Source organism: Thermotoga maritima MSB8 (assembly GCF_000008545.1).
Classification (GTDB): domain Bacteria; phylum Thermotogota; class Thermotogae; order Thermotogales; family Thermotogaceae; genus Thermotoga; species Thermotoga maritima.
The window spans coordinates 1,761,532-1,780,530 of the sequence record NC_000853.1 but is presented as its reverse complement, the minus strand read 5'-3'; the positions used below and the strand labels follow the sequence as shown (position 1 = coordinate 1,780,530).

General features: G+C 42.8%; 19 protein-coding genes, 1 tRNA gene and 1 CRISPR repeat array (1 of these 21 only partly in view). Of the genes, 18 read left to right on the top strand and 2 right to left on the bottom strand.

The annotated features are described in order from the left end of the window. A CRISPR array of direct repeats spans window positions 1-656; the repeat unit is 30 nt; unit sequence GTTTCAATAATTCCTTAGAGGTATGGAAAC (it extends 171 nt beyond the left edge of the window). Between the two features lie 134 nt (window positions 657-790). The 16 genes from TM_RS09180 to TM_RS09105 all read left to right on the top strand — a co-directional run bounded on the left by TM_RS09180 (window position 791) and on the right by TM_RS09105 (window position 16,308). Further along, the gene (locus tag TM_RS09180) at window positions 791-2,431 is read left to right on the top strand and encodes a TIGR02556 family CRISPR-associated protein (RefSeq protein ID WP_004082349.1); all 1,641 of its coding nucleotides are present in this window, start codon (window positions 791-793) and stop codon (window positions 2,429-2,431) included. Continuing rightward, window positions 2,406-3,305 (top strand): type I-B CRISPR-associated protein Cas7/Csh2, encoded by a 900-nt coding sequence (gene cas7b / locus TM_RS09175; RefSeq protein WP_004082348.1) that lies wholly within the window; start codon window positions 2,406-2,408, stop codon window positions 3,303-3,305. The genes TM_RS09180 and cas7b overlap by 26 nt, the downstream gene beginning before the upstream one ends. Before the next feature lie 2 nt (window positions 3,306-3,307). Continuing rightward, window positions 3,308-3,970, top strand: coding sequence for a type I-B CRISPR-associated protein Cas5b (gene cas5b, locus TM_RS09170; protein WP_004082347.1), 663 nt, complete (start codon window positions 3,308-3,310; stop codon window positions 3,968-3,970). After that, complete coding sequence (locus TM_RS09165; RefSeq protein ID WP_004082346.1) at window positions 3,934-6,126, top strand: CRISPR-associated helicase/endonuclease Cas3; 2,193 nt, start codon at window positions 3,934-3,936, stop codon at window positions 6,124-6,126. The genes cas5b and TM_RS09165 overlap by 37 nt, the downstream gene beginning before the upstream one ends. Further along, window positions 6,123-6,602, top strand: a complete 480-nt coding sequence (cas4, locus tag TM_RS09160) for a CRISPR-associated protein Cas4 (RefSeq protein WP_004082345.1) — start codon at window positions 6,123-6,125, stop codon at window positions 6,600-6,602. Before TM_RS09165 ends, cas4 begins: the two co-directional genes overlap by 4 nt. 9 nt (window positions 6,603-6,611) lie before the next feature. Beyond that, a complete protein-coding gene (cas1b, locus tag TM_RS09155; protein WP_004082344.1) occupies window positions 6,612-7,571 on the top strand; it encodes a type I-B CRISPR-associated endonuclease Cas1b in 960 nt (319 codons plus the stop codon). Between the two features lie 5 nt (window positions 7,572-7,576). After that, window positions 7,577-7,840 carry a CRISPR-associated endonuclease Cas2 gene (gene cas2, locus TM_RS09150; protein ID WP_004082343.1) on the top strand — a complete coding sequence of 88 codons (264 nt, stop codon included), beginning with the start codon at window positions 7,577-7,579 and terminating at the stop codon, window positions 7,838-7,840. 4 nt (window positions 7,841-7,844) lie between these two features. After that, window positions 7,845-9,152 carry a type III-B CRISPR module RAMP protein Cmr1 gene (gene cmr1 / locus TM_RS09145; protein ID WP_227738453.1) on the top strand — a complete coding sequence of 436 codons (1,308 nt, stop codon included), beginning with the start codon at window positions 7,845-7,847 and terminating at the stop codon, window positions 9,150-9,152. A 2-nt stretch (window positions 9,153-9,154) separates the two neighbouring features. Next, a complete protein-coding gene (gene cas10, locus TM_RS09140; RefSeq protein WP_004082341.1) occupies window positions 9,155-11,557 on the top strand; it encodes a type III-B CRISPR-associated protein Cas10/Cmr2 in 2,403 nt (800 codons plus the stop codon). Beyond that, window positions 11,554-12,546: a type III-B CRISPR module-associated protein Cmr3 gene (gene cmr3, locus TM_RS09135; protein ID WP_004082340.1), complete on the top strand. Its 993-nt coding sequence runs from the start codon at window positions 11,554-11,556 to the stop codon at window positions 12,544-12,546. Before cas10 ends, cmr3 begins: the two co-directional genes overlap by 4 nt. A 14-nt stretch (window positions 12,547-12,560) precedes the next feature. After that, complete coding sequence (gene cmr4, locus TM_RS09130) at window positions 12,561-13,427, top strand: type III-B CRISPR module RAMP protein Cmr4 (protein ID WP_004082339.1); 867 nt, start codon at window positions 12,561-12,563, stop codon at window positions 13,425-13,427. A 5-nt stretch (window positions 13,428-13,432) separates the two neighbouring features. Continuing rightward, window positions 13,433-13,795: a type III-B CRISPR module-associated protein Cmr5 gene (gene cmr5 / locus TM_RS09125; protein ID WP_004082338.1), complete on the top strand. Its 363-nt coding sequence runs from the start codon at window positions 13,433-13,435 to the stop codon at window positions 13,793-13,795. Further along, entirely contained in the window at window positions 13,782-14,504 is a 723-nt protein-coding gene (gene cmr6, locus TM_RS09120; RefSeq protein WP_004082337.1) for a type III-B CRISPR module RAMP protein Cmr6, read from the top strand. Before cmr5 ends, cmr6 begins: the two co-directional genes overlap by 14 nt. A gap of 94 nt (window positions 14,505-14,598) precedes the next feature. After that, entirely contained in the window at window positions 14,599-15,024 is a 426-nt protein-coding gene (locus TM_RS09115) for a hypothetical protein (RefSeq protein ID WP_227738406.1), read from the top strand. 16 nt (window positions 15,025-15,040) lie between these two features. After that, window positions 15,041-15,346, top strand: coding sequence for a hypothetical protein (locus TM_RS09110; protein ID WP_004082335.1), 306 nt, complete (start codon window positions 15,041-15,043; stop codon window positions 15,344-15,346). 359 nt (window positions 15,347-15,705) lie between these two features. After that, window positions 15,706-16,308 carry a GGDEF domain-containing protein gene (locus TM_RS09105; protein ID WP_228378897.1) on the top strand — a complete coding sequence of 201 codons (603 nt, stop codon included), beginning with the start codon at window positions 15,706-15,708 and terminating at the stop codon, window positions 16,306-16,308. Window positions 16,309-16,428: 120 nt separating this feature from the next. On the opposite strand, the gene TM_RS09100 is transcribed toward TM_RS09105, so the two are convergent. After that, a tRNA-Glu gene (locus TM_RS09100) sits at window positions 16,429-16,504 on the bottom strand. 220 nt (window positions 16,505-16,724) lie between these two features. Here TM_RS09100 and TM_RS09095 point away from each other — a divergent pair. Together TM_RS09095 and TM_RS09090 are read left to right on the top strand one after the other, a co-directional pair. Then, on the top strand, window positions 16,725-17,555 hold the full coding sequence (locus TM_RS09095) for a DMT family transporter (protein ID WP_227738404.1): 831 nt from the start codon (window positions 16,725-16,727) through the stop codon (window positions 17,553-17,555). Window positions 17,556-17,641: 86 nt separating this feature from the next. Continuing rightward, entirely contained in the window at window positions 17,642-17,821 is a 180-nt protein-coding gene (locus TM_RS09090; RefSeq protein ID WP_004082332.1) for a hypothetical protein, read from the top strand. A gap of 19 nt (window positions 17,822-17,840) precedes the next feature. On the opposite strand, the gene TM_RS09085 is transcribed toward TM_RS09090, so the two are convergent. After that, the gene (locus tag TM_RS09085; protein ID WP_004082331.1) at window positions 17,841-18,998 is read right to left on the bottom strand and encodes an acetylornithine transaminase; all 1,158 of its coding nucleotides are present in this window, start codon (window positions 18,996-18,998) and stop codon (window positions 17,841-17,843) included. Window position 18,999: the final 1 nt, after the last annotated feature.

The following is an 18,999-nucleotide window of genomic DNA, read 5'->3' as shown; positions in this document are numbered from 1 at the left end:
CTTTCCTGTCTTTTTGCCTCCTTTAAGTGTTTCAATAATTCCTTAGAGGTATGGAAACTTGTACAAAGCTTCTACGTCAGGTTCAATCCTGATTTGTTTCAATAATTCCTTAGAGGTATGGAAACTAAGTATCCCTCCTACTTCATCAGGATCGAGATGTCTGTTTCAATAATTCCTTAGAGGTATGGAAACTCTCCTGCTTCTTCTCTTCCAGTGCAATGTTCTGTAGTTTCAATAATTCCTTAGAGGTATGGAAACTGGGGTGGCCTGGATGGTACGGCCCGGGAGAGCTCTGTTTCAATAATTCCTTAGAGGTATGGAAACGCGACGAGACAATCAACGAACTTGTCGACTACTTTCTGTTTCAATAATTCCTTAGAGGTATGGAAACCGAAGAAGAGGTGATGAGACGTGACATTGAGAGAACGTTTCAATAATTCCTTAGAGGTATGGAAACAGCTTCTGTTTCATCGTTCCATTTCCAATTCGGCTTGGTTTCAATACTTCCTTAGAGGTATGGAAACGCGCCCGCCAGCGCCAGCGCCAGCATGCCAAAAACAAGTTTCAATACTTCCTTAGAGGTATGGAAACCATGACCACAGACAACTACAAGGCTATCAAGAAGAGATTCAATCCTTCCTTAGAGGTATGAAAAGCCCACAAACCGTATGATTTCTTCATCTTCGATACTGTTTCAATACTTCCTTTCAGGTGCAATGACTATGGATTTAGATTGTTGTCAGAAAGTGTACGTTAAAATGTGAATGATAACACCGCAGGGGGGATAGGGGTGCTTGAAAAGATATACAATCTTGGGAAAATTGGTGGTGATTCTTTTTCAAACTTCGCTGAAGAAGTTCCTTCTGATGAAGGAATAGCTATCTTTCTTGAGAGTAATTCAGAGGGTTTGGTTTTCAAGGATGTTGTTTCTATCGAGAAAAAACCAGGGGGTAAGAACTCGAAAATCTTCCTCTACAGAAAACAGCGCGGGAATTTCTCCTCTTCTGTTTCCCCCACCATGAAATTTCTCGACAAATCTAGTGGTTCAAGAGACCCTCTGGAAAGGACCTTTGATGTCTTCTTAGGCTTTTTCGACCATCCGAAGATATCTCACATCAAAGATGTCCTCGAGAGAAATAAAGAAGAGATTATTGACAAGCTAAGAAATTACGATGTAAAAAACAGATTCCTCACGATATCCATCGATGGAAAATTTCCCGCAGAAGTTCCAGAAATTCTCCAGGCGTTTGAAGATAAAGTCACACAGAAGAAAACTAAGGGAGAGGCAAAATGTTTTCTGTGTGGAAAAGAAGCAAATTCCAGACTGAGTGATGTGTTCAAATTTGCCACCTTTGACAAGCCTGGCTTCACACCTTTTCTTTCCAAGAAACATCCGATCCAGATTTGTGATGATTGCAGGAGTGTTCTGGAAAAAGCCAGAAGAGCAATTGATGAAAAGCTTTCTTTTTCCTTCTTCAGCAACAACAGAATTCTCTGGATAATCCCCTCCGTACCCGATCAGGATATTCTGGAATCAGTGATTGAAAAAATATATGAAATAAAAGACACCGACAAAAACTCAAAGTTTCGCAGTTTCGCTAGGCTCGAAGAAGAGATTGAAAAAGTTCTTTCGGAAAACGAAAGAGCTGTTTACGATTTTGTACTGATAGAAAAAGAACAACAGGCAGAAAGAATAGTTCTTCACGTTGAGGAAGTCTCGCCTACCAGAGTAAGACGGATCCTTGAAGAATCAAAGAAGATAGAATCTCAACTCAAAGAAGACGGTTTCAAAGTTTCTGTGAACTTCTCAGTGATTCACAAATTCTTCGAGGATCTGGACAGATACTTCAACTCCCTGTTTAGTGCTGTATTCTCTGAGGGAACGTTTGATAAAAAACTGCTGCTGACTCTCTTTCTTTCGAAAATAAGAAGCGATTTCTTTGGAAATGATACTTTACTTTCTGCACGTGAAGCTTTTGCCACGTATGTTTATCTGAGACGCTTGAACGTCTTAAAGGGGGGTGCTTCCGTTTTGAAGGGTGAAGATTTCTTCTCCAGGTATCCGGAGTTTTTCGATGAACCGTGGAAGAAAGCAGTCTTTTTAGAAGGAGTTCTGGCAAATTACCTTCTTTATCTGCAGTACGTTAAAAGAAACTCGAAGGCTTTCACGAAGAAACTGAAAGGACTCAGACTGACAAAGAGAGATGTGGAGGGGCTTCTTCCGGAAATCAGAGCCAAGATCGAAGCCTACGGTGGAATGAGTGAAAGTGTGGCAGAGCTTTTCAGGGAGACTGCTGAAGCTTTCCTCGAAGCTGGGAACTGGTCAGCATCACCCGACGAGATCAGTTTTGTCTTCGTCTCGGGACTTTCTCTCGGGAAAACTTTCTTCAGGGAGGTAGGGGTCGATGAATCCAGTGAAGAACAGGAGTGAAGTGCTTTTCATCTACGATGTGAAGTGGGCAAATCCGAACGGTGATCCACTCGATGAGAACAGACCGCGCTTTGATGAAGAAACATCCAGACTCTTTGTCACAGACGTGAGACTCAAAAGAACTGTGAGGGATTATCTTGCGGAGTGCTACGACGAAACGCTCTGGGTGACCGGTGAAGCGGTGGTACCGGAAGACAGAGTCAAAGAGCTTGGAATCAAGGACGTAAACGACGCATGCCAGAAGTGCATCGATATCAGACTCTTCGGTGCCGTTATTCCTCAGTCGAAAAAAGGAGCTATGGAATCTTCCATAACTGGTCCTGTTCAGTTCAGATACGGAACGAGTCTTCACAGAGTCAAACTCATGACTATCCAGGGAACTGCTGCGTTCGCAACCGAGAATTCAAAACAGAGGAGTTTTCGTGAGGATCAGGTTGTACCCTATGCCCTCATAGCATTCTACGGTGTGATAAATCAGAATTCTGCAAAGTTTACAGGACTCACCGAAGAAGATGTTTCCAAGCTTCTTGAAGGAATCTGGATGGGTACGAAGAACCTCATCACAAGATCGAAAATGGAGCACAATCCCAGACTCCTGATGAGAGTTGTTTACAAGGAAGGTGTGAACTACCACTCCGGAGAACTCGATTACCTTGTGAAGGTCGTGTCCGAGAAAGAAGATGAAGAAATAAGAGACATCTCCGAGTTGAAACTCGACGTTACCGAACTCAAGCAGGTTCTGGAATCCCTTAAGGACAAGATCGAAAGAATAGAATACTCTGTTGACAACCGCTTAAAACTCGCGGAGAACGGAGAAGAGAAGCCTTTTGAGGAGATATTCGGAGGTTTCCAGCTTGTAAAACTGGAGTGGTGAGAATGAAAGTTCTGGTCTTTGATGTTTCTGCTCCCTACGCTCTCTTCAGAAGACCTTACACAACGACATCATCGTACACCCTTCCCTTTCCACCAAGAACCACTCTTTTGGGGCTTGTGGGGTGTGTTCTGGGATATTCCACACCCGAAAGACTCGACAGTGCAAAAGTGGCGGTTCAGATAAAAAATCCTTTGAAGTTTCTGCGAACGGGAACGAACTTTGTGGAAACAAAGAAAGACAAAAAAGCTTCAAAAAGAACAAGAATAAGTCTTCAACTTCTGAAGAATCCTGCTTACAGGGTGTTTTTCAGCTGGGAAGACGAAGATTTTGAGAGGTTGAAGAACCTTCTCGAACACAGCGAAACCATCTTCACACCTTACCTTGGTGTGGCAAGCTTTATTGCCAGACTGAATTACGTGGGAAAGTACGAAGCAACCCGTGTAGCAGATTTTCCCTGCGAGGTCCACACGGTTGTTCCGAACACAGTAAAGCTTTTGCCGGAGCCTTCACACTATCTCATATTCGAGAGGGTCACAAGAAAAATGGACAAAGAGCGAAACATGCTTGAATCTGCGGTTTACATTTTCAAGAGGGACTTATCTCCTGTGAAGGTGGAAGGGGGAGAAGTGTGGAGGGTGGGAGAGCAGAACATAGTGTGGATGTGATGAAATCTCATCCTGACAGAAGACTGATTGATCATCTTGAGGGTGTTAAAAGACGCTCTCTGGAAAAATTCAGGTCGCTTGATCTTTCCTGGGAAGAACTTTTCGGATACGATGAAAATGTTCTGGAAGAATTCGTTTCCCTGCTCTCTGAATCGCACGATGTTGGAAAGAGTACAATCTACTTTCAGAAGCATTTGAGCGGTGAAAGAGTCGAAAGATCTTTGAGTGCGCACGCTCTTTTCTCCGCGGTTGCTTTCTTTCACAGGTCAAAAAACTTGCCGGACAAACTCAGAATATTCGGCTTCGAAATAATAAGAAGACACCACGGAGATTTCAGGAACTTTCTGGATATAGAAATAGATGAGAAAGTCCTGGAAAAGCAGTTCTCAGCCATTCCAGAGGATTTCCTGAGAAGATATGATCTTCATGATCTTAAGCTATCAGAAACAATAGAAAGGATAAAAAGATCGATCAGTAAGTTCTCTATCCTTGGAAAAAAAGACCTATCTGACTACTTTTTGATCCACCTTTTTATGTCCATACTCGTTTCTTCGGATAGGGAGGATGTGGTTTTCAAGAGCGAACCGCTTCCCTCCCTTCCTTCTTATGAAAAGGAGAAGATTCTCTCCTACAGAGAAAAGCTTGGCAGAAAAAACCAGATCGATTCTCTGAGGTGGAAATTTCAGGAGGAAATCTTGAGCTTCAAACCCGAAAGAGGAAAGATATACTCCATAACCGCACCGACGGGAATAGGAAAAACTATTGCAAATCTCCTTTTTGCCAGCCATCTCGCTGATGAAGACACGATCGTAATATACGCTCTTCCCTTCATAAACATAATTGAGCAGACCGTCGATAAGATAAAGGAAATATTTGAAACAGAAAGCCCATTCTTCGTCCTTCCCTTTCATCACCTTGCAAATCCAGCTTATGAGGAACCTGATAAATACGAAGATCTCCTGATGAACCTCTGGCACTCCAGGGTGGTAGTCACAACATTCGTGTCGCTTCTGGAGTCTCTCATCACTTTCAGAAAGATTCCGTTCTTCTACAAATTCCCAAAAGCTGTTCTCATACTTGATGAGGTCCAGGCAATACCTCACGAATACTGGACCCCTGTTGAAAAAACCGTTGAATTCCTCTCGAAAATGGGCACCACCGTTTTGCTCTCCACAGCGACAAAGCCCGCTCTTTTGAAAGAGGCTCTGGAAGTGGTGTCTAACAAGAATGTTTATTTCACAGCCTTGAACAGAACTGTTCTGAAAGTAGAAAAAGAAATGAGCTTTGAAGAATACAAGGAATTCGTAAGAGAGACCTTGAAGGATGGAAAAAGAACGCTCATCATAACAAACACGATAAGAGAAGCCGAGGAGATATACGACGTTGTTGAAGGCATGGGAAAAACCTGTTTCCTTTCCTCCAGGGTGATACCAAAGCACAGACTGGAGATCGTTTCGAAGATAAATGAGTACGATCTGTGTGTCTCCACTCAGGTGGTGGAAGCAGGTGTTGATATCTCATTCGAGAGGGTGATAAGAGACATAGCACCTGTTGACAGTATTGTTCAGGCAGCGGGGAGGTGCAACAGGCACTTCGAGTTGGAAAAGGGAGAAGTGATAGTCGTACCCGTCAGGAATGAGAGAAAAAACACCCTCTTTTCCTCATATGTTTACGGGAGCTTTCTCACAGAAACTTCCATGAACGTGTTGAAAAACCACAAATTTCTGGAGGAAAGCGAGTTTTTCATGCTCGTGGAGGATTTCTTCAGCTACGTGAAAACGTACGGCAATCCGGACAAGAAAGGAATCGGCAAGGCGCTCGAGAATTTGAATTTCAAAAAAATAGGAGAATTCAGTCTCATTGAACCAGAGCCAACGGTGCCGTTCATCGTTCTTGTTGATGAAGAGGCTCAAAGAGTATTCGAAGAATTTGCAGAGATCTTCAGTGGGAAAAGATCAAGAGAAAACTTCTCTCTCGTGAAAAGTTTGTTCAGGGAACTTTCCCCCTACATCGTGAGCGCGAGGATAAAGAGGGATCTTCCATTCCCACACACGATTGCCGGCATGATGGTTATTCACAGGAACGTTCTCGACAAATGGTACCACCCCGTGAAAGGTTTGAGAGTGGAAGGATCCGATGAGGTGATCATCATATGATGATTTCTGGATCTGTTGTTTTGAGCTATATAAACTGCAAAAGGGAAGCATGGCTGATGGCGCATGGGGTTCTTCCAGATCAGGGAAACATGCACATAGAGATAGGAAGGTTCATCCACGAAGACTACAGCGATTCTGTCATGCTTCCTGGTATGAAGATCGATACCATGTTTGAAAGAGAAGGAGTGAGAGTGGTTGGCGAAGTGAAAAAATCATCCGCTTCAAAAAGGGGAGCTGAGTACCAGCTCCTTTACTATCTTTACAGGCTCGAGGAAAAAGGTGTGAAAGCGAGGGGAGAGATCATAGTACCAAAAGAGAACAAAAGAATACCGGTTGAGCTCACAGAAGAAAACAGAGAGAAAATCAAAAAGGTCCTCGAGGAAGTATCTTCCCTCCTTGAAGAAGAAACTCCTCCACCACCCAAGAGAAAAGGAATTTGCCGAAAGTGTGGTTATGAACTTTTCTGTTTTTCGTGAGGTGGAAGGATGGAGAGCGTCTATCTCTTTTCAAGCGGAACGTTGAAAAGAAAAGCGAATACCATTTGCCTCGAAACAGAATCGGGCCGAAAGTACATACCCGTTGAAAACGTGATGGATATAAAGGTTTTTGGGGAGGTAGATCTCAACAAAAGATTCCTCGAGTTTCTTTCTCAGAAAAGAATTCCTATTCACTTTTTCAACAGAGAGGGGTATTATGTAGGCACTTTTTATCCCAGAGAGTATTTAAACAGCGGTTTTCTGATACTGAAACAGGCTGAACACTACATTAACCAAGAAAAGAGAATGCTCATAGCAAGAGAAATAGTTTCAAGATCGTTTCAAAACATGGTCGACTTTTTGAAAAAACGAAAAGTTCGGGCTGATTCACTAACGAGATATAAAAAGAAAGCAGAAGAGGCGAGCAATGTATCAGAGTTGATGGGAATAGAAGGAAACGCGAGAGAAGAGTACTACTCGATGATAGACAGTCTCGTGTCAGATGAAAGATTCCGTATAGAGAAGAGAACACGAAGACCTCCCAAGAATTTTGCCAACACGCTTATCAGTTTCGGAAATTCGCTCCTTTATACGACTGTTTTGAGCCTCATCTATCAGACACATCTGGACCCGAGGATAGGTTATCTCCATGAGACGAACTTCAGAAGGTTCTCACTCAATCTCGATATAGCAGAGCTATTCAAACCAGCTGTAGTGGACAGGTTGTTTTTGAATCTCGTCAACACTCGTCAGATAAACGAAAAACATTTCGATGAAATTTCAGAGGGTCTAATGCTCAACGACGAGGGAAAAAGTCTGTTTGTCAAAAATTACGAACAGGCTTTGAGGGAAACAGTTTTCCACAAAAAGTTGAACCGGTACGTTTCCATGAGATCTCTGATAAAGATGGAACTTCATAAACTGGAGAAGCACCTCATAGGTGAACAGGTTTTCGGATCCGAGGAATGATTGGAATGTACGTCATAATGGTTTACGACGTGAACGAAAAAAGAGTAGCAAAAATTTTGAAAATAGCCAGAAAATACCTCAAATGGGTTCAAAACTCCGTTCTGGAGGGGGAACTTTCCCCCGGAAAATATGAAAAGCTGAAATTGGAGGTTTCAAGACTGATAGACGAGAAAGAAGACTCAGTTAGATTTTACGTTATGGACTCTCAAAAGGTGTTCAACCTGGAAACTCTGGGAGTGGAGAAAGGAGAAGATGGCTTCATCTTCTGAGGGGGTGAGTGTTTTGGAGATCGAATGTAAGGTTGTAACTCCTATGTTTTCAAGAGGCGCAGCTGAGCCGAAGTGGGAGAACGGAAACAGAGTATATCCCTTCGAGCTGAGGCCGCAAAGCATCAAAGGGGTCCTCAGATTCTGGTTTCGTGCCATCGCTCCAACGGTGATAGACATATACTCACTCGAAGGTTTAGAAAATCTCAGTAAGAAAGAGAAAGAGAGATGGGAAAAAGAGAAATACAAGGGCTTGAAATATCTTGAGGGATTGATCTTCGGATCTCAGGAAAGAAAATCTTCTTTTAGTTTGGAGGTTAAGGTGGAAGGAGAATCGCAAGCTTTGGGAAAATACATGAATAACAGGTTTTCTTTTACCGATGACCGCTTAAAAGATACAAAATATGCTTTGTACGGTTTGTACGACAAAAGTGGAATTTATGAATATCTCCAAGAAGGAAAAAATTTTATCATAATTCTCCAGACGGCAAACGATAGTATTAAAGGAATAATTCTGAGTTTGCTCAAACTCGTTTCCACTTTTTCCGGTTTTGGAGCGAAGACGAGGAAAGGTTTTGGAGAATTCGAGATTGTGGATCCAAAACTTACTAGAAATGACTACAATCTGGTGATCAGTGAGTGTCAAGAGCACATCAGAGAATTTGTGAATCATCACAATTCGTCATCAAAAGTAAAAATCAAGTTGGGAAGAACCAATTTCAACGGCATACCGGATTTTCCCTGTTTTTGCGATTACAAAATTTTTGAAATAACAAAATTTAGCGGGAATTCTCCTTTAGAAGTCCTAAGAGAGGTTTTCAAAGTAGGGAGAAATTTCAAGGGGTGGTATCCATCTTTAAAACAAAAAATGAGATTTTCTGAGGGCGATTGTGTTAAAGATTTGGTTGAGGCTTTAGAAGGATTGTTGAAAGGTAGAAAAACAGAGAAAAAGATCGAGATTCCAACTGCTGTCGTCGGCCTTCCCATTCAATATCAGAACTTAGGAAGAGGAGAGATAAGAAGACTGAAAGTCATTGTCTCTTCTTCTCTGAGAGGATTGGGCATTGATGATATCGATGGGAGAAAAGCTTCTCCGCTTTTCCTTTCAGTTCACGAAGGTGAGAGAGGAAAATGGAAATTAGTTGTTTTGCTGATGAGAAGCAGGGTAACTAATGATGGTGAGTTGATAACAGAAGTCAAAGGTGGAAAAACACCTTCCAGTGGCATCAAAACGATAGTGAAAGAAGAAAAAGACTACAAGAATCTCCTCGAATGGATCAAAAAACTCGGCGGAAAAGAAATCCAGGGGGGATAATCGTGAGCAAAAGAGAAGAATTCTGGAAATCTAAGATAACCGCTCTTCTTCATGATCCGCTGGTGAAGGCATTCGATGTGAAAAATCATGAAAACATAGCTGGCGAGATTCTAAAGACCCTTGGCATCAAAAAAACAAGAGGTGAAGAAGACCGTCTTGCAAGCGCAATGGACAGGTTTCCAATCCCCTACGAAAAGGATGCAAAAAAACAAATTCATGTTTCGTTCGATGAGACTCTCTTTGTTCATCCATTTTCTGGTGAAGGGTTACCGGAAGTGAAGAGTTTCTTTCAAAATCAAAAAGTTGAAGAAATGAAGAGCCGTCTGATAAACGCATTGACAAAGCTGAAAGAGAAAAACGACACGTATGAAAAGCTCTTTCATTCCATCTGGTGGAATCTGCCTTACATTCTGGAAGGAAGTCAGTTTCTTCCTGCTGATACCAGAATAGCCAATCACTCGATCATAGACCATCTCGACGTAACATCGGCTCTCAAGGGATGTGTAGAGGGGAAACAGGTGAAGGCATCTCTAGTAGCGGTAGCGATAGGTCCTGTTCAAGAAGTGATAGCCCAGGCAAGAAAAGTGAAAGACCTTTGGGCTGGAAGTTATCTTCTTTCTTATCTCATCTACGGTGCCATAGAAGTTGTTGGCAAAAAGTACGGCTTCGATTCCATCATCTCACCGTATTTGAGAGGAAACTATTTCGTCAAGGAAACACTCGAATCAATGGGCGTAGATCTTGAAGACCTCTGTCCTGTTCCTCCTCGGAGGGAAGTCGCTTCTCTTCCAAATCTCTTTGTTGCGATAGTTCCATCCTCGGACGAAGAAATACTCAAAGAATGTGAGGAAGCGATAAGAAACAGATGGAAAACAATAGTTGATGAAACAAAAGAAAAGCTCAGTAAAAGCGAATTTCTTTTCAACGAGCATTCGTTCGATTACCAATCGTCTCTCTTTCCGGACATTCAGACATCAAAGGTGTCTTTCGATGAACCTGAAAGGATAGTTGAAACGGTGAGAAACTTGTTCACGGGATCGGGAATTGAAGATTTCAAGGAAGTTCTGAAGAAAGTATCGGAACACGCTGGTTACAAAGAGAATCCTGGGACGTTTTACAGGTACCTCCATCGTCTTCTGACCTCAAAACTCGCTGCGAGAAAGATGGCCAGACTCTTTCCGGGATACGAAGAGGATGTTTATCCCGACCACTTCACTGACGCGGACGATTTTGGGGCTGGAGTCAGAGCCTGTGCTGTGTTCAAAGATAAAGATATAGAAAAAGACATAGAAAAAGAGGACAGGCTCGGAACTCTGAACACTGTGAAGAGATTTCTTCCGGAAATCCTCAATATCAGGATAAAATTCGACTCAACAACGGATGTTGCAAGAAACAATCAGGCAAATAAGGAAATCGAGGATCCCGAAAAATTCAAGAATGGATACATAGCTGTTCTCCTCATGGATGGAGATCGAATGGGTGATTGGATGCTTGGAGAGAACGCACCTTTCCTGGAAAAAGTAATAAATCCGAAAGTGATTGAGATGTTTCAAGAAACAGATGATCTCAAATATGCATGGGAAAAACTGAAGGAATTCAAAACCATTCAGCCAGCCTATCACAGGGGTGTTTCGAGGACACTCGGTATCTTCTCTCAACTTGTCGGGAAAATTGTTGATAGACACAACGGGATGCTCGTTTACAGCGGTGGAGACGATGTTCTGGCACTTCTTCCAGCAGACAGCGTACTGGAATGTGCAAACGACATCAGAAAATTCTTTTCGGGGCACTTGGAGTACGAAATAGAGATTGAAAGCGGCTCTGATGTGGAAAGATTCAGATCAGAAAACGGTGTTCTGTACCACAACGACAAGCCTTTCGCTCCTCTGATGGGAAGAGCCGCTACTATGAGCGCTGGAATCGCTATTGTCCATCACAAGTTTCCTCTTCAGGTAGCTCTGAAGATAGCAAGGGAAGCAGAGAAGAGAGCAAAGAACGTTTACGGAAGAAACGCGTTCTGTGTGACGCAGGTGAAGAGATCAGGGCAAATGATTTTTGCTGGATCAACATGGGAAATTGAAGAAGAAGACGTTGTCAAGAGATCGTTGAAAATCCTTGAGGAGATGAAAAATTACAATGTTTCACACCGCAGTCTTTACAAACTTCTCTCTCCGGACTTCTCGCTCTACGAGGACAAAATGGAAAAGTTTGTAGAGTTCACTTTGAGAAGATCGATCCATTCAGAGAAATCGAAGAATGAGTTTATTGGAAATTTCAAGAATTTTCTTAGTCGACTGTTAGCTTACTACAAAAACACGAAGAAGTCCTCCTTCGATGAAGCAATGAGAGAAGCACTGGAACTTCTCATAATGGTGTACTCGATGAAGAGAGGTGAGTCTCAATGAAGCTGTGGGCGATATACTTTGAGCCTGAAGACTGGGTTGGTTTCAGAGAGACTAGAAGATTTTCTTTTTCTGATAGGGTGGAGAGTGTTTTTCCATCTTCTTTTCCTTTTTACGGTGCTGTGAGAACGGCTCTTTTGATGAAAAATCAGAAATTCGATCCCGGAGATGTTGAAAGAGCAGGAGACGTAAGGATGTTCGGCCCTTTTGTTTTTGAAAATACCCCTGAAGGAAGGAAGCACTACTTTCCACTTCCAAGAAACATATATAAAACGGATTCTGGCTACAGAGTCACCCCCATTGTCGAGATTGATGGAGTTTACCTTCCCTGGAAACCTGAGTACAAGATGGATAGTAAAGAATCTACGTCTGGAGGGCTCATAGAACTGAGTGATCTCGAACTTCTCAGGAGTAACACTCAGGGTGTGTGTAAATTCGATCTTGTTTCCGCGGAAAAAATCTTTAAGAAGGAAACCCACATAGGAGTAGCTTTTGAAGAAAACAGAAAAAAAGTGAAAGAAAGAATGATATATTCGATCTCCTACTACAGATTTTACGATGGAGGATTTTTCATGTTCACAGACGATGAAAGAACGGTCGAGCTTGTTTCAAAACTCGACGGTGTGTTTCTCGGAATGAAGAGCAAATGGTCGGCGGTCGAGGTTGAAGAACTGAACACCACCGCTTTTGATCCTCCAGACTATAAGAATGTAGCGGTTGCTCTCATAACACCGGCTGTTTTCGATGGAGGAGGGATGCCGAAGGATAAAACTATTCTTGGAAAGAGAGTTCTCACAACCGCAGGGATTAGAAAGCAGGTTGTTTCCGGATGGGACCTACGCGAAAATAAACCAAAGAAGATCTATCATGCTGTCTCTCCGGGAGCTGTTTACTATCTGGAAGGTAAGGTCAATGGACATGTGCTGAATGAAAGTAAATTCACGGATTTTGGTTTTGGAAGATGTATCTTCATGAAGTACGAAAAACTTTGAGGAGGGATAGGAAGATGGAAGGAAGAGTCTTCCTTCTTTACGCGGAAACTCAGGTTCATGCTGGAACTGGTTTCGAAATAGGAGTTGTTGACCTGCCTATTCAGAGGGAGAGAACCACAAAATTTCCCATTATACATGGTATAAAAGGTGCTTTGAGGGCCTACTTCAGGTCTCTCATCAAAGAGGACAAGATAGATGAAAAAAAGATAGAAGAGATATTTGGAAGTGAACCGAAAAGCGACAAAGGAACGGTTCCTGGTAGTTTGAGCTTTTCTGAAGCGAGAATTCTCCTTTTCCCTGTGAGAAACCCGGATAGGCTTTTTGTGTGGGTTACGTGTCCTCTTGTACTGATAAAATTTGCGAAATCTGTAGGGGATAACGATGTTGTTAAAGAACTAGAAGAGGCGAATATTGATTATGGAAAGGCAGTCTCCTTCTATGGATCTGGTGAGGTGTTCCTTGAGGAAGTAAAATTAGAACCATTTGTTGGTGAACTTCCAAGGACAAGGGAATTGATATCGAAGATTTCCAATTGTGCTCCAGTTGACTACCTGAAAAAGAAAATGGAAAGCGATGTGGTTGTTGTGAATGATGTTCTCTTCTCAGAAATCGTTCAGGCTATGACAGAAGTTGTACCGAGAGTGAGAATAAACAGAGAGAAGAAAACCGTTGAAGAAGGTGGTTTGTGGTACGAGGAATATCTGCCTCAGGATACGGTGATGTACTTTGTGGTGAGGAAGACGTACTACGGTAACAAAGAAGATTCCGGGAAAGATTCTTTGATGGAAGTTTTCGAAAACGAAGTAAATGGAGAATTGATCAACATCGGAGGAAAAGAAACTGTTGGAAAAGGCATGATGTGGGTACATGCCTGGAGGTGATGAAGATGAAGACGCTCAGCCTTGAACTGGCAAAACTGGCGATGAATTTGGTTGAGGAAGTTGAGAAAGACAAAAGAGATGATTACCTCAGGGATGTGAAGGGTCTTGGAAGTATGATCGTTCAAAACGGTTTGATGGGAACAATTCTCTTTCTGAAAAAGAAAGGAAAAAACAAGGTGGTGGATCACCTTGGAAAGATGATCGAACACCTGACACTGGAAGATGGTATCGTCGAAAGACTGATGGAAAACGAGTTTTTGGATGCCAGGACATACTTGAAAGCACAGATCGCTGCTCTTGAGTGTGCAAAATGGCTCAAAAGATGCGGAGAGGTTCTCCTGGGTGGTGAAGAGAATGAAACTACCTGAAAGCAAAAATCTCAGTCTTTACTGGGAAAAGTACAGCTTTCTTTTGCTTGAGGGTTCAAACTCAAAAGATAAAGAGATAGTAAGCAAAATCTTCCAGACCGTTGAGAAATTGCAATCCGATTTTGGAAAGATCAGCAGTATTCTCAAAGAAAGAAGGGAACAGCTGATCAAGAAAAGAAAACCGTTTATCAACTTGAAGATGAGAGTGAAAGGAAAACTCTTGCTTGGGGCTGGGAATCCTTCTTCTATCGAGGTGGGCATAACTCTTTCCAGAAATTACGGACTTCCCATAATTCCTGGCACCGCTGTCAAGGGGGCGTTTGCCAGTTTTTTATTCGAATTCGAAAGGGATAAATACGAATCACTCGCTCATATTTTTGGAGACACCGAAAGAGAGGGTGACCTCATTTTTCTTGATGCAATACCTGTTTCGGATTTGAAATTTTCGCTGGATATCGTCAATCCACACTTCCAGCCGTATTATATGAAAGAAAAACTTCCTCCGAATGATTGGTACGACCCTGTTCCAATAAAATACTTGGTGGTGAGCAGTGGTGTGTTCTGGTTTACCGTTCTTGAGAGTCGTTCCGGAGTTATTGGAAATTCGGAAAAGGAACTAATAAAACAGAGATTCGTGGAGATGCTAAAAGCTTATGGCTTAGGCGCAAAAACAAGTTATGGTTACGGTCGTTTCGAAGAGCCCAGCTGAGCTGTAGAGTCTTGAAATTCAAAAGATATCAGTGAGCCCCGCATCAAGCGGGGCTTTTTCTTATACATTTTATGAAATTTGTATTCAAGGGGGGATGGATGTGATATCAAACAAGACAAGGAGAAGAATTAGAAACGAACTTTTGCCTTTTGTTGGAAAGAGAGTTTCTGTCAGGGGGAAAATCAAAGCGTTTGGTACCACAAGAAGTCCTTTCTCGAAAAAGCCAACAATTCTCATAACAAACGTTACTGTGAGGTATTTGGATAAGAAGGTCAAGGTGGATCATCTGTGGGTTGCGATCAAAAGGATCCCTGAAAATATGGATATTGCTGTAGGAGACGTTGTATCTTTCGAAGCTGATGTAGTTAAATACAAACTACTTCCCGACTTCAAAACGAAAGACGACATCCTTCACCCGCGCTACAACTACGGCGTTGAAAATCCGAAAAGTTTCAAAATCATAAAAAGAACAGCTGAACCTTCTATGACCCTTCGAGATGCGTTTTTGAGAGTTCTTTAAGGAGGTGTTTGGTACGATGATTTTTGTGGGAGATGTCAGCACGCTGGATATGTGCAGGCGTGACCATGCAGGAGAAATTAAGCTCAAAGATGTCCTGACCAAGAACGAGGGATTGCAACGTCTTCAGAAGCTAAGATGGTGGTACCTGTACGAGGTACCAGCGACTATAGCAGGTTTGGCAGTACCCGCGGCAAAAAGGGTCAAGACAGAACTCAAAACACCATCTGATCTCTGGATTTTGATAGATAACAAATGGCTCGTTTTTCACATCGAAGCAGAAAAGAAACCTATTAAAAGATCTGAACCTTCTACATCTCAGTAAAGGTGATTTTCCCTCTGATATCACACCATCGAAAATTATTTGGTCATTTTTGAAAGAATACTGTGATAAAATTCAGACAATAAAAAGTTGAATCTCAAAGGGTGATAGCCGTGAATAACGGTCATTCTGAATTATTGAAAAAAGTGCTTTATTCTTTACGACCTGTAATTGGTTTTGTTCTCCTGGAAAGCGACAGTGAAAATGAGAAACTATTTGTGAAAGTTTCCGGGGGGGAAGTTCCTCCCTTTTTCAAGGAGGGGTTTTTCTTTACTTCAGAGGAACTGACTCATCTTATCAATGTATGTAGTAGCACATCTGCAATTATCTCAGTATTGAAAGACAGTAAGTATAGAAGGTCTTTGGTCTTATATCTAAAAAGGCCTTTGAGCAAAGATGCTCTTCTTTTGATTCAGACTCTGCTAACTACCCTTGAAAGGGAAGATCTTTCGTTTGGTGTAAAAGAACTGGAATACATGGCCTATCACGATCCACTGACAGGGCTTCCAAACAGGCGTTATTTCTTTGAACTGGGAAACAGATATCTGGACTTAGCAAAGCGCGAGGGAAAAAAGGTATTCGTTCTTTTCGTAGATCTTGCTGGGTTTAAGGCGATAAATGACACATACGGCCATCTGTCAGGTGATGAGGTATTGAAGACAGTTTCAAAAAGGATTCTGGACAGGGTTAGAAGAAGCGATGTGGTGGCTCGATACGGCGGTGATGAGTTTACCATTCTCCTCTACGATATGAAAGAAGAGTATCTGAAATCCCTCCTGGAAAGGATTCTTTCCACCTTCAGAGAACCCGTCAGAGTGGAAAATAAACACTTATCTGTCACACCGAACATAGGAGTTGCCAGATTCCCTGAAGATGGGGAAAATCTTGAAGAACTTCTGAAAGTAGCGGATATGAGGATGTACAAAGCAAAGGAAATGAAAGTGCCTTATTTCAGTCTCTCATAATCTGGTACTTCAAAATATCTCGTGAACCTTTTGCTTGGACTTACTTATAGTGATTGCAGAGATGCGAAAAAGCGCTTTTGAAAAACAAAAGGGATGTCTTTTCGACATCCCTTTAATATCTGGCGCCCCCAAGGGGATTCGAACCCCTGCCTCTGGCTTGAAAGGCCAGTGTCCTAGGCCGCTAGACGATGGGGGCATGAAGCGTGCACCAGAAAGAAATATACTATAAAATACGGAATTGTTCAAGTGGTCGAGGATGTAAATAAATCGTTACGGGATAATGCTTCATGTGAATTACTGTCTTCTATCTTTTTGATCCCAGAATCACACTCGTAGTTCATTTGTTCAGTATAGCAACCGGTTTACCAGTACGATTTAATAACTTCTGGTGTTCATTCAAAACGCTTCCAGGGGATGTGAAGCACTTGAAACCCGTTTTCTATCCTTTACTCAGTGTTTTAGTGGCGTCCTTTTCGGGGATACTCATAAAACTTTCTTCTCTTCCACCTGCGACCATCGCTTTCTACAGGGTTTTCATCGCTTCACTGTTTTTCTTTCTGGTAAAGAGAAGAGTTGAGCTTTTTTCTTTGAAGAAGGAAGTTCTCTCTTTGGCTACTGGATTTTTCCTTGCGATGCACTTTTTCTTCTGGGTTTCTGCCTTCAACCACACCACCGTTGCCGGAGCCGTTATACCTTTGACGCTTCAGCCTGTTTTAACGGGATTGCTCTCGTGGCTGGTCTACGGTGAGAGGCTCAGTCCTTTCAGAATCGTCACGGGAAGCATGGTCGTTGCGGGGGTGGTACTGGCTCTTGCTGGAAAAGAGGGTTTTTCAGGTATTTCGAGGGGTGATTTGCTCGCAGTTATCGGTGTGGTGTTCTTTTGTGGATACCTTGTTCTTGGAAGATACCTGAACAGGGCCATGGGAAGTATGAACTTCAGCCTGAAAACACACGCCTTAGCTTCGACTGTTCTGGCTTTCCTCGTGCCATCGTTCAGGGTCGTTGAAGCGAGGGAGTGGTTCATTCTCATCGGTCTGGGGGTGGGATGTTCGTTTCTGGGGTATCTCCTCATCAATCTCTCGCTCAAATATTTACCTTCAAGTGTAGTGGGTGTTGTTCTGGTTGGAGAGCCGGTTCTTTCTATTCTGTGGTCTTTTCTTCTTTTGGGTGAAACTGTAACATTTTTTGAAATCATCGGTTTTATAGTTGCAATGATAGGACTCGTATTATTCATTCTAAAAACTTGAAACTGACCAAATAAAGTATTAGAATATATCACAGGAGCGAAGCGAAGGCTCATAAGACGCGGTAATACTCACAAGGGGGTGTTTTCATGCCTTACATATACAGATGCAAAAAATGTGGAGCAATCTACTACTCCGCAACGTCTATCGAATATCAGCTGAACAAGTACTGCGAAAAATGCGGCGGGGAGCTCGAACAGCTGGGTGAAGAAGGAGAAGTGATGGAAAAAGAAGAGGAGAAAAAAAGCGAGAAAAAGAAGAAAGAATAAGGGAGGCAAAGCCTCCCTTTTAAATTCCTTGCAGGACTTTTTTGAGCGTTTCAACTGCCAGATCGATCTCTCCGTACTCTACCGTGAGCGGTGGTAAGAATCTGATTGTGTTGTTACCTGCTGGAACGACGAGCAGTTTATTTTCAAAGCATTTCGTGGCGACCTCTCTGTTGCTCACTTCCTCTCTAAACTGAATCCCTATCATGAGTCCCATTCCCCTCACGTCGGCTACCACGTCGTATTCTTCTTTCATTTCCTGGAGCTTTTTCATGAGGTAGTTTCCCTTCTCTTCCACTTCTTCGAGGAAGCCTTCCTTCGTCAACTCTTTGATCACGGTCACCCCGGCCCTGCAGGCGAGCGGGTTTCCTCCGAACGTGGTGCCGTGATCTCCCGGCTCCAGAACATTTGCTCTTTCGTTCACGATGACAGCTCCAATGGGGACTCCCCCACCGAGTCCCTTGGCGGTTGTGAGAACGTCCGGAACGACTCCGTACTTTTGATACGCGAAGAGTTTTCCTGTCCTTCCCATTCCACACTGAACCTCATCGAACACAAGAAGTGCATCGTACTCGTCGCATAGTTTTCTAGCCTCTTCAAGGAATTCTTTGGTGGCTGGTACTATTCCGCTTTCTCCCTGAATCGGTTCGAGGAACACAGCACACACGTCTTCTGACATCTTTCTTCTCAGATCTTCTACGTTGTTGAACTCGAAGTATTCAAAACCGGGAACGAGTGGTTCGAAAGGTTTCTGATATTTCGGCTGTCCCGTCGCTGTGAGGGAGCCCAGAGTTCTTCCGTGGAAAGAATTGTGGGCGGAGAGGATTCTGTATTTTTTTTCGCTCTTTTTCTTTCCGTATTTTCTCGCTATCTTTATGGCGGCTTCGTTCGCTTCGGTTCCCGTGTTCGCGAAGAAAACCTTGCCACCGAACGTGTTCTTCGACAGAAGCTCTGCCAGTTCCATCTGCGGTCGGTTCCAGAAAAGATTTGAACAGTGAATGAGCTTCTCTGCCTGATCCTTTATGGCCTCCACCAGTCGAGGATGAGAGTGTCCGAGGACGTTCACCGCTATTCCTGAAGTGAAATCGAGATACGCGTTTCCTTTTTCGTCGTAGATCCAGGAGCCTTTACCGTAGACAAACGTTGCTGGAAACCTGCTGTAAGTGTTCATCAGATACATC